Genomic DNA, 13,961 nt, shown 5'->3' with positions numbered 1-13,961 from the left:
GGAATGGCACGACGCCGGTCAGGCTTTTTCCAGCGTACACAGCAACGGATGCTCATGCTCTTTAGCATAGCGATTCACCTGCGCGACTTTGGTTTCTGCCACCTCGGCAGTAAACACGCCGCAAATCGCCTTACCCTGATAATGCACCTTGAGCATCAGTTGCGTTGCACGCTCAATATCATAAGAAAAGAACTTTTGCAGAACGTCAATAACAAATTCCATAGGTGTGTAATCGTCATTGTTGAGTATAACTTTATACATCGAAGGCGGCTTGAGGCCTTCGCGCAGTTTCTCTTCTGCAAGATGTTCAAAGTTAAGCCAGTCGTTAGTGTTTCCCATAGTGTTCCGTCGTAATCTGTGTTGCGCGCTGGCACGAAAAGCCGCATGCCATATCATCAGTGTAACACGCGCGCCGTAGGGCTTCGCGCGGGTGAAAAAATATCTGTTCGCCGTAAGGCGCGACCGCTATCACAAATTTGAAAATAGCGTTAACTGCCTCAAAGTTTGGCGATTTGATCAACGCCTGAACCCGCCGATGGCTTGACGCTTCCCCTCGTTTCTCTACATTCTACAAGCTCAGGCTGATTGCGTTTTAAACAACGCAATCGCTTCGCTACCTCACCTACACAGTAAAAAAATGTCTTGCGAGGGAACCAGAAGTATGGAGAAGGGTACAGTTAAATGGTTCAACAACGCCAAAGGATTCGGCTTTATCTGCCCGATCGGCGGCGGCGATGATATCTTTGCCCACTATTCCTCAATCCAGATGGAGGGATACAGGACGCTCAAAGCCGGGCAACCCGTTCAGTTTGCTGTCCATGAAGGCCCGAAAGGCAATCACGCCAGCCTTATCGTTCCGCTGGAAGCGGCCGAAGGCCTCCGTGCCTGAACCTGTGCTGACACATTCTGTACAACCCGACTAAAAAATGCCAGCCACGGATGCTGGCATTTTTATTACACACGATGGTTACGTTTTAAGGATGGGGGTAACGCGACTGTTTTCAACCCGGCCCCGCGCTGTTCTCCTGCGGCAAACGCGCCGAACAGCATCAACGGTTAACTCTGCAGGCAAGGCGCCTGGTTCCCGAGCCGGGCGCGAAGCCAAGCATAGCGGTTGCGATAGGGCGCGCTAAACCCTTTGTGCCGTGCGCGCTTAAGCGGCCGATCGCGCACGGTTTTTTTTGCGGCAGACTCGGCCGAAATGCGCGGCGACAAAAAGAAGAGCAAGTCAGGCGTGCCGGCGGCAGGCCGTGGGCAGCGCCTGAGGCCGGCGGCGGCAAGCGCCGATGCCGCAGGCCAACTCCAGCGCCGCTGCCGCCCGATATGCTTACTCGCCGCGCAGCGCGCGCGGGAACAGCAGATTATTTTCCAGATGAATATGCTGCATCAGATCCTGGATAAAACGATCGATACCGGTGTAAAGCGCGCGCCAGGTCGTGCAGGCGCCTTCCGGTGGCGTCAGGTTATGGGTCAGCGCCTTGATGGTTTCCAGCTGCTCACCCGCCTCATTATGCTCCATCTCCATCACCGCGATCGGATCGGCGGCGTGGGAGCCGAAGCCCTGCTCAATCATCGGAAACAGCACCCGCTCCTCTTTCATCATATGGCTGCTGAGATGCTGGTAAACCTCGTCAATTACTTTTGCCAGGCCGCGCGGGCAGGCAGGCTTTGCGCCGTGAACGCGCTCCACCTTTTCCGCCATCGCAATCAGATCGGGCAACTGCTGGCGATGTTGATTGTGGTAGCGCGCGATAATATGTGCAATCAGCGCCGCCAGCGGCACGGCACGCCAGTTTTCATCACTGTTTTCCTGCAGCTGCAGCTGCTGCAGCTCCTGTTCAAGCTGATCGATATCAAGCCCGCGCCGCTCGGCCATCTCGCCCAGCGTGCGTTTACCGCCGCAGCAGAAATCGAGATCGTATTTATGGAACAGCGCGGTTGAGCCGGGCACGGTAAGGGCGATGTCGCCCAGAGACGTGGTGCGTAGTGACATAGGGTATACCTCAGGGATGATGTTATAAGTTGCATTTTAAATACATCTTATAATGCAGGCCAAGCGCTTTTTTGCCGCGCCGCTCTTACACAGCTCAGATTGAAACATGGTCCGCCAGGCCCTTACGTCAGTAATAAAAGCGATGGCGCGCGCTCAATGATTAAAGTTATTGATGTCATTGCCGCAACCCGCAGCTGTCTCCAGCAGGAGGCGGATGCTGTAACGCCGCGTCACCGGCGGAACGGCATCATCTGGCACGCGCCGCGTCTGCGCTGGCCGACCTGCGTCACGCGCGAAGATTTCAGACGCCACGCTTTACCCCTCCGACGTTTTTAGCTAGCGTGGTGGCCATCAATTTTTTTAAGGATTTTACAGGGATATGTATTCGGGTTTACTGGTTATTCTTCTGCCTCTGGTTATCGGGTATCTGCTGCCGCTGAAATCCCCCGCCCTGCAGCGTTTGCTTAACCGTCTGCTGAGCTGGATGGTCTATATCATTCTCTTTTTTATGGGCATCAGCCTGGCGTTTCTCGATAATCTGGCGGCTAACCTGCTGGCGATTTTGCATATCGCCGGCGTCAGCGTTATAGCCATTCTCGCCTGTAACCTGATCGCGCTGCGCCTGCTGGAGAAGCGGCGTCCATGGCGTCATCAGCATCATCAGGAAGCGCTGCCTTCGCGGCTGCATATGGCGCTGGAATCGCTGAAGCTGCTTGGCGTCGTGGTGCTGGGCTTTCTGCTTGGTCTGAGCGGCTGGACGTTTTTGCATCACGCTACCGAAGCGAGCGAATATGCCCTGTTCCTGCTGCTGTTTCTGGTCGGCCTGCAGCTGCGCGGCAGCGGCATGACGCTGCGCCAGATCGTGCTGAACCGACGCGGTATGATAGTGGCGGTAGTGGTCTGCGTCAGCGCCCTGGTGGGCGGCATGCTGGCAGCGCTGCTGCTGGGGCTGCCATTAACCACCGGCCTCGCGCTGGCCAGCGGCTACGGCTGGTATTCGCTTTCCGGCATTCTGATGACCGAAAGCTTCGGCCCGGTGATCGGCAGCGCCGCCTTTTTTAACGATCTGCTGCGCGAACTGCTGGCAATTATGCTGATCCCGGCGCTGATCCGTCAGCATCGCTCCAGCGCGCTGGGGCTGTGCGGCGCCACCTCAATGGACTTTACCCTGCCCGTTCTGCAGCGCGCCGGCGGCATTGAAATGGTGCCGGCCGCCATTGTCCATGGCTTCGCCCTTAGCCTGGCGGCGCCGGTGCTGATCGCCCTTTTCTCCTCCTGACTGACGCGCGGCCCAAAATGGGCCGCCGTCGCTGTCCCTTTTGCGCCAGATCAAACTGACGGCAGTTAGTTCAGACTTTTCTTGCCAGCGACCCGGCGAACTTTATAAGTTGCATATGAAATACAACTTATAACGAGATGGTACTATGTTCTGTATTCAATGTGAGCAAACAATAAGAACGCCTGCCGGCAACGGCTGCGCCTGGGCGCAGGGCATGTGCGGCAAAACCGCGCAAACTTCCGATCTGCAGGATCTGCTGATTGCGGTGCTGCAGAGTCTCTCCGCCTGGGCGTTACATGCGCGCGCGCAGGGGCTGATCGATCATGAAATCGATAGCTTCGCGCCGCGCGGCTTCTTCTCGACGCTGACCAACGTCAACTTCGACACCGACCGTATTATCGATTACGCCTTTCAGGCGCAGAGCTACCGCGACAGCCTGAAAGCGCGCTGCGCGCTGCTCGGCCTGGCGCAGCCGGAACATCCGCTGGCGGATCTGACGCTAACCAGCAACGACGCGGCGATCCTGCAGCAGCAGGCGCAGGCGTTCGCGCTCAACGCCGGCGACGATCATGAAGATATCGTCGGCCTGCGTCTGCTTTGCCTCTACGGCCTGAAAGGCGCCGCCGCTTATATGGAGCATGCGCACGTTCACGGCCGCTACGATAACGATATCTACAAGCAGTATCATCAGATCATGGCGTGGCTTGGCACCCGACCTGATAACATTGAAGAACTGCTGGCCGAAGCGATGCATATCGGCAAAATGAACTTCACCATTATGGCGATGCTGGACGAGGCGCAGACGACCACCTATGGCGATCCGCAGCCGGTTGAGGTCAATGTGCGTCCGGTAGCCGGCAAGGCGATCCTGATCTCCGGGCACGATCTGAAAGATCTACAGCTGTTGCTGGAGCAAACCGCCGGCACCGGCATCAATGTCTATACCCACGGCGAAATGCTGCCGGCCCACAGCTATCCGGGCCTGAATAAATATCCGCATCTGGTCGGCAACTACGGCAGCGGCTGGCAAAACCAGCAGACCGAGTTTGCCCGCTTCCCCGGCCCGATCGTGATGACGTCCAACTGTATTATCGATCCCACCGTCGGCGACTATCAGCAGCGCATCTGGACGCGCAGCATCGTCGGCTGGCCGGGCGTTAACCATCTCGACGGCGATGACTTTTCGCCAGTGATTGCCCAGGCGCAGAGTATGGCGGGCTTCCCCTGGGATGAAATTCCGCATCGCATCACCGTCGGCTTCGGCCGCCGTGTGCTGCTCGACGCCTGCGACACCATCATCGATCTGGCAGTAGAGAAAAAACTGCGTCACGTCTTCCTGGTGGGCGGCTGCGACGGTAGCCGCGACAAACGCAGCTACTACACCGATCTGGCGCTGGCGGTGCCGAAAGATTGTCTGATCCTGACGCTCGCCTGCGGCAAATATCGCTTCAATAAGCTCGATTTCGGCACGCTGGAAGGGCTGCCGCGTCTGCTCGATGTCGGCCAGTGCAACGACAGCTATTCCGCTATCGTGCTGGCGGTGAAGCTGGCGGAAAAACTGAACTGCGGCGTTAACGATCTGCCGCTGTCGCTGATCCTCTCCTGGTTTGAGCAAAAAGCGATTGTGGTGCTGCTGACGCTGCTGGCGCTCGGCGTGAAAAATATCCGTACCGGTCCCACCGCGCCGGCGTTCCTCACCGATAACCTGATCGCCATTCTGGAAAAAGAGTTCGGTCTGATCCCGGTCACCACTGCGGAAAACGATCTCGCTGCCATTCTGGGCGCGGAGGAGTAAGCCATGAACAGCACAACGCTTTGCCCCTGGCGTATGCAGGTGCATCACATTATTCAGGAAACGCCAGATGTCTGGACGCTGGCGCTGATCGACCATGACTTTTACCGCTGGCAGGCGGGCCAGTTCGCGCTGGTGCGCATCGGCAACAGCGATGAGGTGCGCGCTTACACCCTCTCATCCACGCCGGGTCAGAGCCGCTTTATCACCCTGACCATTCGCCATATCGAACAGGGGAAAGGCTCCAGCTGGCTGACGCAGCAGGTAAAACCGGGCGATTTCGTCTGGCTCTCCGATCCGCAGGGCAGCTTCAGCTGCGAGCAGCATCCCGCCTCGCACTATCTGCTGCTGGCCGCCGGCTGCGGCATCACGCCGGTGATGTCGATGGCGCGCTGGCTGCATCGCAACCGTCCGGAAACCGACGTGCAGCTGATCTACAGCGTGCGCTCCCCGCGCGACGTCATCTTCGCCGCCGAGCTGCAGCAGCTGAGCAGCTGGCTGACGCTGACGATTATCGCCGAACAGCAGCCAGCGGCGCCGATGCTCGCCGGACGCCTGACGCCTGACATTCTGGCGCAGCGCGTGCCCGATATGGCGCGCCGCACAGTGATGATGTGCGGTCCGCAACCCTATATGGATCTGGCGGAACAGACGGTGCGCGAGCTGGGCGCCAACAAGGTGCTGCGCGAGCAGTTTACCGCCGGTGCGCCCGGCGAGATGGCCGACGGCGGCGTACGCTACCATTTGAGCAGCGCTTCGCAGCCGCTGAAAGGCGGCGACTTCCCGGCGGGCTGGTCGCTGCTGGCGGCAATGGAACAGCATAAGCTGCCGGTGGAAGCGGTTTGCCGCGCCGGCGTCTGCGGCTGCTGTAAAACCCGCGTCGCGCGCGGCGACTATCAGACCAGCAGCAGCGTCGGCCTGACGGCGGAAGAGATCGCCGCCGGCTACGTGCTGGCCTGCAGCTGCCAGCCAGCGGGCGATATCGAGCTGGCCTGACGACGCGGAAATACCTGGTTTCACAGTGGCCCCGCGGTTTCATCTCCCGTTGACTAGACTTCTTAGCGTCTGAGTCTCGCCATCGGGATGATGGTCCACAACAGTCAGGAGCCACTATGAAAAACACCGTTGCCGCGCTGATTGCGCAAACGCTGGAAAGCGCGGGCGTCAAGCGTATCTGGGGAGTCACCGGGGATTCTCTTAACGGGCTGAGCGACAGCCTCAACCGCATGGGCACCATTGAATGGATGCCGACGCGCCATGAGGAGGTCGCCGCCTTCGCCGCCGGTGCTGAGGCACAAATCAGCGGCCAACTGGCGGTTTGCGCCGGATCCTGCGGTCCGGGCAATCTCCATCTGATCAACGGGCTGTTCGACTGCCACCGTAATCATGTGCCGGTGCTGGCGATCGCCGCCCATATTCCCTCCAGTGAAATTGGCAGCGGTTACTTTCAGGAAACCCATCCCCAGGAGCTGTTCCGCGAATGCAGCCACTATTGCGAGCTGGTCTCCAACCCGGAGCAGCTGCCGCAGGTGCTGGGCATCGCCATGCGCAAGGCGATCCTGAATCGCGGCGTCTCGGTGGTGGTGCTGCCGGGCGACGTGGCGCTGAAGCCGGCGCCGGAAGAGGCCTCTTCCGCCTGGTATCCGCCGCAGCTGCCGGTGATGCAGCCGCCGGAAAGCGAGCTGGATAAGCTGGCGGCGCTGCTGAACGACGCGGGAAATATCACTCTGATGTGCGGCAGCGGCTGCGCGGGTGCGCATCAGCAGGTGGTCGAACTGGCTGCCACGCTGAAAGCGCCGGTGGTGCATGCGCTGCGTGGCAAAGAGCATATCGAATACGATAACCCCTATAGCGTCGGGATGACCGGGCTGATCGGCTTCTCTTCCGGCTACCACGCGATGATGAACGCCGATACGTTGCTGCTGCTCGGCACCCAGTTCCCCTACCGCGCCTTCTATCCCGCCAGTGCGAAAATTATTCAGCTCGATATCAATCCCGGCAGCATCGGCGCGCACTGCCACGTCGATATGGCGCTGGTGGGCGATGTTAAATCGACGTTGAATGCCCTGCTGCCACGTCTGCAGACCAAAACCGACCGCGCTTTCCTTGATGGCGCGCTGGAACACTATGCCGATGCGCGGAAGAGTCTCGACGATCTGGCGCAGCCGAATGATAAGCAGCCGATCCATCCGCAGTATCTGGCGCAGCGGCTCAGCGATTTCGCCAGTGAAGACGCCATCTTCACCTGCGACGTCGGCACGCCGACGGTCTGGGCGGCGCGTTACCTGAAGATGAACGGCAAGCGACGCCTGCTGGGGTCGTTTAACCACGGTTCGATGGCTAATGCGATGCCGCAGGCGCTGGGGGCGCAGGCATTGGATAAGCGGCGTCAGGTGGTGGCGATGTGCGGCGACGGCGGCTTCAGTATGCTGATGGGCGATTTTATTTCGGTGGCGCAGCTGCAGCTGCCGGTGAAGCTGGTGGTGTTCAACAACAGCGTGCTGGGCTTCGTGGCGATGGAGATGAAAGCGGGCGGCTACCTGACCGACGGTACCGATCTGCAAAACCCTGACTTCGCCGCCATCGCCGCCGCCTGCGGCGTGAAGGGCATTCGGGTGGAAAAAGCCTCCGATCTCGACGGCGCGATCGAAGAGGCCTTCGCCCACGACGGCCCGGTATTGCTGGATGTGATTACCGCGAAAGAGGAGCTGGCGATGCCGCCGCAAATCAAAATGGAGCAGGCGAAAGGCTTTAGCCTCTATATGCTGCGCGCCATCATCAACGGCCGCGGCGACGAAGTCGTTGAGCTGGCAAAAACCAACTGGCTGCGGTAAAACGACATTTCCCCCTGCAAGCGGGCGCCCGGGCGCCCGTTTTTTTTGAGGAGCATCTCGTTGATTGATTTACGCAGTGATACGGTAACCCGCCCATCGCCGGCGATGCTGTCGGCCATGGTTTCCGCCCGCACCGGCGATGATGTCTATGGCGACGATCCCACCGTCAACGCGCTGGAAGCGGAGGCGGCTCGCCTGAGCGGCAAAGCGGCCGCGCTCTTTTTACCCACCGGCACCCAGGCGAACCTTGTCGCCCTGCTCACCCACTGTGAGCGCGGCGAGGAGTATATCGTCGGCCAGCAGGCGCATAACTACAAATATGAGGCAGGCGGCGCGGCGGTGCTGGGCAGCATTCAGCCGCAGCCGATCGAGGCGGCGGAAGATGGCACGCTGCCGCTGGCGAAGGTCGCCGCCTGTATCAAGCCTGACGATATCCATTTCGCACGTACGCGCCTGCTGAGCCTGGAGAACACCATCGGTGGCAAGGTGCTGCCGGTTGATTATCTGGCCGAGGCGTACCGCTTCACGCGTGAACATCAGCTGGCGCTGCATATCGACGGCGCGCGCATCTTTAACGCCGCCGTAGCGCTGGAGCTGGAGCTGAGCGCCCTCTCCCGCTACTGCGATACCCTAACCATCTGCCTGTCGAAAGGGCTGGGCGCGCCGGTAGGATCGCTGCTGTGCGGCGATGAAGCCTACATTCAGCGCGCGCGACGCTGGCGTAAAATGACCGGCGGCGGCATGCGTCAGGCGGGCATTCTGGCGGCGGCGGGGCTTTACGCGCTGGAAAACAACGTGATGCGTCTGCAGGAGGATCATGACAACGCCCGCTGGCTGGCGGAGCAGCTTGGCACGCTGGGCCTGACGGTCACTCAGCACACCAATATGGTGTTCGCGCAGCTGCCGGCGGAGCAGGTGGCCCCGCTGAAGGCGTGGATGCAGGCGCACAACATTCTGATCCCGGCAGCACCGGTAACGCGTCTGGTCACCCATCTGGACGTCGACCGCGCGGCGCTCACGCAGGTGATCAACCAATGGAGAGCGTTTCTCGCGGCGCAGTAACGCGCCGCCTTAGCGCCCATACTTCTCCACCAGCGCCTGCGCGATCGCCAGCGTTTGCGCATCGGCCAGCCCGCGATAGTCGGCGGGCCGAAAATGCATCTGAAAAGCGGCAATCACCTTTTGCCGCTGCTCCGGCGTCAACGCCGCATCAACCTCATACCCATAGCGTTTCAACAGGCCAAGCAGCGCTGCCTCATCGACCGGCGTCGCCGGATTACGTCCGCCCAGCAGTTCAGCGACGCGCGTAGCGTCGGGCCAGGCGCCGATGCCCTGCGCCGCCAGCTGTTCCCAGGGAAACAGCGGGCCGGGATCCTGCTTGCGCTGCGGCGCGATATCGCTGTGACCGACAATATTCTGCGGCTTAATGGCGTAGCGCCGGGTCAAATCCTGCAGCAACGGCAGCAGCGCGGCGATCTGGCCCGGCGGATAAGGATAAAACCGCCGTCCCTGCGGCGTATTGCGGTAGCCAGGGTTAACCAGCTCAATGCCGACCGAGGTGTCATTTAGCCGGGTAACGCCGCGCCAGTAGCTGACGCCGGCGTGCCAGGCAAGCTGCTTTTCCGGCACCAGCTGCCAGATCAGCGGCGTGCCGCGGTGCCGCGGCGGACGAGCGGGAATAAGATAGTGAACGCTGACCTCTTTATCGGTCAGCGTCGCCAGCGAAGTGGAGAATGTTTCAGCGGTATAGTGAATAACGATGCTCTTCACTCGCGGCCGGGCACCGGGCGCCGCGTGCCGCGTATCGACGCTGTATCCCTGACGCTGCTCCAGACCTGGAGTACCGCATCCCGCCAGCAGCAGCGCCAGCATCAACAGCCAACCGCGTGCGATCACCGCGTTTTCACCGCCGTGCCGCTGACGCTGACCATCAGCATGCTGCTGTCCTTGCCGACGGTTTCATAATCGATATCGATGCCGACTACCGCATTGGCACCCAGCGCTTTCGCCTGCTCTTCCATCTCTTCAAACGCCAGCTGACGCGCCTTGCGCAGCTCTTTTTCATAGGCGCCGGAGCGGCCGCCAACAATATCGCGAATGCCGGCGAAAAAATCGCGGAAAATATTGGCGCCGAGGATCGCCTCGCCGGTGACCACGCCGCAGTATTCCGTGATCGCTTCGCCTTCCAGGGTGGGGGTTGTGGTTAACTTCATGCTTTTCTCCTTTTCCGATTCAGCGACAGTTTAGCCCGTGCGGCTAAAAAGCGCGGCTATACTTTATGCTAAAACAAAGCCTTGCCCGATAACCATAAGGAAAATGAAATGAAAAACAAAGCGTTTGCCGCGCTGTTGCCGGCCGCCCTGCTGCTGAGCGCCTGTACGACCGTGGAGCCGGCCTATAAGGATATCGGCACGCGCGCGGCGCCCTGCGTTGAGGGCGGGCCGGATGCCGTGGCGCAAAAATTTTATGACCTGCGCGTCGCGCAGCCGACCCAGGGGCTGCCGGACAGCCAGCTGCTGGCGCGCTACCGTCCCTACCTGAGCGAAAAACTCTATCAAACCCTGCTGCGCGCCGGCGCGCAAAGCGACCGTCCGGCGGAATGGCGCCAGGGCGATCTCTTCTCCAGCCTGGCGCAGGGGCCGACCGGTGCGAAAGTCGCGGACGCCTCTACCATCCCCAACACCGACGCGCGCAATATTCCGCTGCGCGTTAGTCTGACGCGTGAGGGCGAGAAAAACGTCACCTGGCAGGATGAGGTGCTGATGGTGCGCGAAGGCACCTGCTGGACGGTAGACGATGTACGCTACGTCGCCGACTGGCAGCGTCCCGGCGGCGGCACGTTGACGCAGCTGCTGGAAAAATAAGGCCCTTTCGCAGCGCCGTCGCCCGGCGGCGCTGCGGTTATCACAAAAACAGAGCAATCTTCCCACGTATTCACCGCCCTCTCCGCACATGGCGAGATTTTGTGCTAGCCTTTAGGCATTCCGCCATCCATTAATAAATTTTAACGCACGATGATTGCATAACTATTCTGTCGACGTTAAGATTTGCCACATCAATTGCTATTCATTTTCAGCGCATGAGTATTCAACTTAACGGTATTAATTGCTTTTACGGCGCCCAGCAGGCGCTGTTCGATATTCAGCTCACCTGCCCGGAAGGCGAAACGCTGGTGCTGCTGGGCCCCAGCGGCGCCGGTAAAAGTTCGCTCCTGCGCGTGCTAAACCTGCTGGAGATGCCGCGCTCCGGTACCTTAAGCATCGCTGGTCACCATTTCGACTTCAGCAAAACGCCCGGCGACAGCGCGATCCGCGAGCTGCGGCAGAATGTTGGCATGGTGTTTCAGCAATACAATCTCTGGCCGCATTTGACGGTGAAGCAGAACCTGATCGAAGCGCCCTGCCGCGTGCTGGGGCTGGAGAAGGATCGCGCCCACGCGCGCGCCGATAAGCTGCTGGAGCGCCTGCGTCTGACGCCCCACGCCGATCGTTTTCCGCTGCAGCTCTCCGGCGGCCAGCAGCAGCGCGTCGCCATCGCGCGCGCGTTAATGATGGAGCCGGCGGTATTGCTGTTCGATGAGCCTACCGCAGCGCTCGACCCGGAGATCACCGCGCAGATTGTCACGATTATTCGCGAGCTGGCGCAAACCAACATCACTCAGGTTATCGTCACCCATGAAGTCGAAGTGGCCCGCAAAACGGCGAGCCGCGTGGTCTACATGGAGAATGGCTATATCGTGGAACAGGGTGACGCCAGCCGTTTTACACAGCCGCAAACCGATGCGTTTGCTCACTATCTCTCGCACTGAGTAAGGCCATAAAGATGAAAAAAATCGTTCTTGCTGCCCTGTTAGCCGGCATCAGCCTGAGCGCCTCCGCCGCGGAGACGATCCGGTTCGCCACCGAAGCGTCCTACCCTCCGTTTGAGTTTGTTGATGCGAACAACAAGATCATGGGGTTTGATGTTGATCTGGCTAATGCGCTGTGCAAAGAGATGGGCGCTACCTGTACCTTTACCAATCAGGCATTCGACAGCCTGATCCCCAGCCTGAAGTTCCGCCGCTTCGACGCGGTGATGGCGGGTATGGATATCACGCCGGAGCGTGAAAAACAGGTGCTGTTCAGCAAACCCTATTATGAAAACTCCGCGCTGTTTATCGCCCAGAAAGGCAAAGTGGCCGATGTCGCCGCGCTGAAAGGCAAACGCGTCGGCGTGCAGAACGGCACCACTCATCAGAAATACCTGACCGATAAGCAGAACGACATCACTGCCGTGCCTTATGACAGCTATCAGAACGCGATCCTCGATCTGAAAAACGGCCGCATCGAAGCGGTGTTCGGCGATACTGCGGTGGTCAATGAATGGCTGAAGCAGAACCCGAACCTGGCGGCGGTCGGCGATAAGGTGACCGATAAAGCCTATTTCGGCACCGGTCTCGGCATTGCAATGCGTCAGGGCAACGGCGCGCTGCAGACGAAATTTAACGCCGCGCTGGATAAAGTGAAGGCTGACGGCACCTACAAAACCATCTATAACAAATGGTTCCAGCAGTAATTAGATGAGCGAATTATTCCCTCTCGCAAGCGCCGCCGGGATGACCGTCGGCCTTGCCGTTTGCGCCCTGATCCTCGGCCTGCTGCTGGCGATGCTGTTTGCCGGCTGGGAATCGGTGCGTCTGCGTCCGGTCGCCTGGGTCGGCACCGGCCTGGTGACGCTGCTGCGCGGCCTGCCGGAAATCCTGGTGGTGCTGTTTATCTATTTCGGCGCCTCCCAGCTGCTGCTGCTGCTTTCCGACGGCTTCACCCTTAACTTCGGCCTGTTTACCCTGCCGGTGCAGATGCAGATCGACAACTTCGACGTCAGCCCCTTCCTGTGCGGTGTGATTGCGCTGGCAATCCTCTATTCCGCCTACGCCTCGCAAACGCTGCGCGGCGCGCTGAAGGCGGTGCCGGTCGGCCAGTGGGAGTCGGGCCAGGCGCTGGGCATGAAGACGTCGGCGATTTTTTTCCGCCTGATTATGCCGCAGATGTGGCGTCACGCCCTGCCGGGGCTGGGCAATCAGTGGCTGGTGCTACTGAAGGATACCGCACTGGTGTCACTCATCAGCGTGAACGATCTGATGCTGCAAACCCGCAGCATCGCCACCCGCACCCAGGAGCCCTTTACCTGGTATCTGCTGGCGGCGGCGATCTATCTGGTGATTACGCTGCTGAGCCAGGCGGTGCTGAAGCGTATTGAACTGCGCGCCACCCGCTTTGAACGGGGAACAGCTGATGCTGGACTATTTGCCTGAATTGCTGAAAGGGTTGCAGACCAGCCTGACGCTTACCGTGGCGTCGCTGGCGGCGGCGCTAATCCTCTCGCTGCTGTTTACCATGGTGCTGTCGCTGAAGACGCCGGTGGTCAGCCAGCTGGTAAAAGGCTATATCACCCTGTTTACCGGCACACCGCTGCTGGTGCAGATCTTCCTGATCTACTACGGGCCGGGGCAGTTCCCGGCGATCCAAAAGATCGACTGGCTGTGGCAGCTGCTGTCGCAGCCCTGGCTCTGCGCCCTGCTGGCGCTGTCGTTAAACAGCGCCGCCTATACCACCCTGCTGTTTCACGGCGCGGTGCGCGCCATTCCCACCGGCCAGTGGCAATCCTGCGCCGCGCTGGGGATGACGCGTCGCGATACGATGCGCATCCTGCTGCCGTACGCCTTTAAGCGCGCGCTCTCCTCCTACTCCAACGAGGTGGTGCTGGTGTTTAAAAGCACCTCGCTCGCCTATACCATCACGCTGATGGAAGTGATGGGCCACGGTCAGCTGCTTTATGGCCGCACCTACGATGTCATGGTGTTTGCCGCCGCCGGGTTGATCTACCTGTGCGTCAACGGCCTGTTGACGCTGCTGATGCGCCTGATAGAACATCGCGCGCTCGCCTTTGAACGGCGTAACTGATGCCGGCGGTGATAAAAACGGCAGGTAACCATAAAAAGGCGGGATAACCCCGCCTTTTTCATTATTTATACATTCCATTTGCATAAACATGCATTCAATGGCATCTTGTTTTTCGCCGCTG

At 59.8% G+C, this 13,961-nt stretch carries 15 protein-coding genes; 11 read left to right on the top strand and 4 right to left on the bottom strand.

The window, feature by feature from the left end:
- Positions 1–18: 18 nt before the first annotated feature.
- Positions 19–339: an ATP-dependent Clp protease adapter ClpS gene (clpS, locus tag C2E15_RS07540; RefSeq protein ID WP_038627080.1), complete on the bottom strand. Its 321-nt coding sequence runs from the start codon at positions 337–339 to the stop codon at positions 19–21.
- Positions 340–661: 322 nt separating this feature from the next.
- Between clpS and cspD the strand changes: the two genes are divergently transcribed.
- Positions 662–889, top strand: a complete 228-nt coding sequence (gene cspD, locus C2E15_RS07535) for a cold shock-like protein CspD (RefSeq protein ID WP_104956822.1) — start codon at positions 662–664, stop codon at positions 887–889.
- Positions 890–1,327: 438 nt separating this feature from the next.
- On the opposite strand, the gene ytfE is transcribed toward cspD, so the two are convergent.
- Positions 1,328–1,993, bottom strand: coding sequence for an iron-sulfur cluster repair protein YtfE (gene ytfE / locus C2E15_RS07530; protein WP_104956821.1), 666 nt, complete (start codon positions 1,991–1,993; stop codon positions 1,328–1,330).
- Positions 1,994–2,372: 379 nt separating this feature from the next.
- Here ytfE and C2E15_RS07520 point away from each other — a divergent pair, with 379 nt between their 5' ends.
- From C2E15_RS07520 to ltaE, 5 genes are all read left to right on the top strand, one after another.
- Positions 2,373–3,272, top strand: a complete 900-nt coding sequence (locus tag C2E15_RS07520; RefSeq protein WP_104956819.1) for a LysO family transporter — start codon at positions 2,373–2,375, stop codon at positions 3,270–3,272.
- Between the two features lie 145 nt (positions 3,273–3,417).
- Positions 3,418–5,067: a hydroxylamine reductase gene (hcp, locus tag C2E15_RS07515; protein ID WP_104956818.1), complete on the top strand. Its 1,650-nt coding sequence runs from the start codon at positions 3,418–3,420 to the stop codon at positions 5,065–5,067.
- 3 nt (positions 5,068–5,070) lie between these two features.
- Positions 5,071–6,060: an NADH oxidoreductase gene (hcr, locus tag C2E15_RS07510; protein ID WP_104956817.1), complete on the top strand. Its 990-nt coding sequence runs from the start codon at positions 5,071–5,073 to the stop codon at positions 6,058–6,060.
- Between the two features lie 116 nt (positions 6,061–6,176).
- Positions 6,177–7,898: a ubiquinone-dependent pyruvate dehydrogenase gene (poxB, locus tag C2E15_RS07505; RefSeq protein WP_104956816.1), complete on the top strand. Its 1,722-nt coding sequence runs from the start codon at positions 6,177–6,179 to the stop codon at positions 7,896–7,898.
- Between the two features lie 60 nt (positions 7,899–7,958).
- On the top strand, positions 7,959–8,960 hold the full coding sequence (ltaE, locus tag C2E15_RS07500) for a low-specificity L-threonine aldolase (protein WP_104956815.1): 1,002 nt from the start codon (positions 7,959–7,961) through the stop codon (positions 8,958–8,960).
- Between the two features lie 9 nt (positions 8,961–8,969).
- Here the strand turns inward: ltaE and C2E15_RS07495 are convergent, their stop codons facing one another.
- Together C2E15_RS07495 and C2E15_RS07490 are read right to left on the bottom strand one after the other, a co-directional pair.
- Entirely contained in the window at positions 8,970–9,794 is an 825-nt protein-coding gene (locus C2E15_RS07495) for an N-acetylmuramoyl-L-alanine amidase (RefSeq protein WP_281257538.1), read from the bottom strand.
- Entirely contained in the window at positions 9,791–10,111 is a 321-nt protein-coding gene (locus C2E15_RS07490; RefSeq protein WP_104956814.1) for a heavy metal-binding domain-containing protein, read from the bottom strand. The genes C2E15_RS07495 and C2E15_RS07490 overlap by 4 nt, the downstream gene beginning before the upstream one ends.
- Before the next feature lie 108 nt (positions 10,112–10,219).
- Here C2E15_RS07490 and C2E15_RS07485 point away from each other — a divergent pair, with 108 nt between their 5' ends.
- The 5 genes from C2E15_RS07485 to artM all read left to right on the top strand — a co-directional run bounded on the left by C2E15_RS07485 (position 10,220) and on the right by artM (position 13,840).
- Positions 10,220–10,762, top strand: coding sequence for a lipoprotein (locus C2E15_RS07485; protein ID WP_104956813.1), 543 nt, complete (start codon positions 10,220–10,222; stop codon positions 10,760–10,762).
- A 215-nt stretch (positions 10,763–10,977) separates the two neighbouring features.
- Complete coding sequence (gene artP / locus C2E15_RS07480) at positions 10,978–11,706, top strand: arginine ABC transporter ATP-binding protein ArtP (RefSeq protein WP_104956812.1); 729 nt, start codon at positions 10,978–10,980, stop codon at positions 11,704–11,706.
- Positions 11,707–11,720: 14 nt separating this feature from the next.
- Positions 11,721–12,452: an arginine ABC transporter substrate-binding protein gene (gene artJ, locus C2E15_RS07475; RefSeq protein ID WP_104956811.1), complete on the top strand. Its 732-nt coding sequence runs from the start codon at positions 11,721–11,723 to the stop codon at positions 12,450–12,452.
- Positions 12,453–12,456: 4 nt separating this feature from the next.
- Positions 12,457–13,191 carry an arginine ABC transporter permease ArtQ gene (gene artQ / locus C2E15_RS07470; RefSeq protein ID WP_104956810.1) on the top strand — a complete coding sequence of 245 codons (735 nt, stop codon included), beginning with the start codon at positions 12,457–12,459 and terminating at the stop codon, positions 13,189–13,191.
- Positions 13,172–13,840: an arginine ABC transporter permease ArtM gene (artM, locus tag C2E15_RS07465; RefSeq protein ID WP_104956809.1), complete on the top strand. Its 669-nt coding sequence runs from the start codon at positions 13,172–13,174 to the stop codon at positions 13,838–13,840. The genes artQ and artM overlap by 20 nt, the downstream gene beginning before the upstream one ends.
- The last annotated feature ends 121 nt before the right edge of the window (positions 13,841–13,961 follow it).

The organism is Mixta gaviniae (genome assembly GCF_002953195.1).
GTDB lineage: Bacteria > Pseudomonadota > Gammaproteobacteria > Enterobacterales > Enterobacteriaceae > Mixta > Mixta gaviniae.
Note: the sequence above shows the minus strand (reverse complement) of the source record. Positions and strands in the feature narration are given on the sequence as shown.

Excerpts from the sequence above, each read along its gene's own strand:
- C2E15_RS07485 (WP_104956813.1), top strand. The coding sequence starts at position 10,220 with ATGAAAAACAAAGCGTTTGCCGCGCTGTTGCCGGCCGCCCTGCTGCTG.
- C2E15_RS07490 (WP_104956814.1), bottom strand. The coding sequence starts at position 10,111 with ATGAAGTTAACCACAACCCCCACCCTGGAAGGCGAAGCGATCACGGAA.
- artM (WP_104956809.1), top strand. The coding sequence starts at position 13,172 with ATGCTGGACTATTTGCCTGAATTGCTGAAAGGGTTGCAGACCAGCCTG.
- artQ (WP_104956810.1), top strand. The coding sequence starts at position 12,457 with ATGAGCGAATTATTCCCTCTCGCAAGCGCCGCCGGGATGACCGTCGGC.
- C2E15_RS07520 (WP_104956819.1), top strand. The coding sequence starts at position 2,373 with ATGTATTCGGGTTTACTGGTTATTCTTCTGCCTCTGGTTATCGGGTAT.
- hcp (WP_104956818.1), top strand. The coding sequence starts at position 3,418 with ATGTTCTGTATTCAATGTGAGCAAACAATAAGAACGCCTGCCGGCAAC.
- clpS (WP_038627080.1), bottom strand. The coding sequence starts at position 339 with ATGGGAAACACTAACGACTGGCTTAACTTTGAACATCTTGCAGAAGAG.
- artJ (WP_104956811.1), top strand. The coding sequence starts at position 11,721 with ATGAAAAAAATCGTTCTTGCTGCCCTGTTAGCCGGCATCAGCCTGAGC.
- artP (WP_104956812.1), top strand. The coding sequence starts at position 10,978 with ATGAGTATTCAACTTAACGGTATTAATTGCTTTTACGGCGCCCAGCAG.
- poxB (WP_104956816.1), top strand. The coding sequence starts at position 6,177 with ATGAAAAACACCGTTGCCGCGCTGATTGCGCAAACGCTGGAAAGCGCG.
- hcr (WP_104956817.1), top strand. The coding sequence starts at position 5,071 with ATGAACAGCACAACGCTTTGCCCCTGGCGTATGCAGGTGCATCACATT.
- cspD (WP_104956822.1), top strand. The coding sequence starts at position 662 with ATGGAGAAGGGTACAGTTAAATGGTTCAACAACGCCAAAGGATTCGGC.
- ytfE (WP_104956821.1), bottom strand. The coding sequence starts at position 1,993 with ATGTCACTACGCACCACGTCTCTGGGCGACATCGCCCTTACCGTGCCC.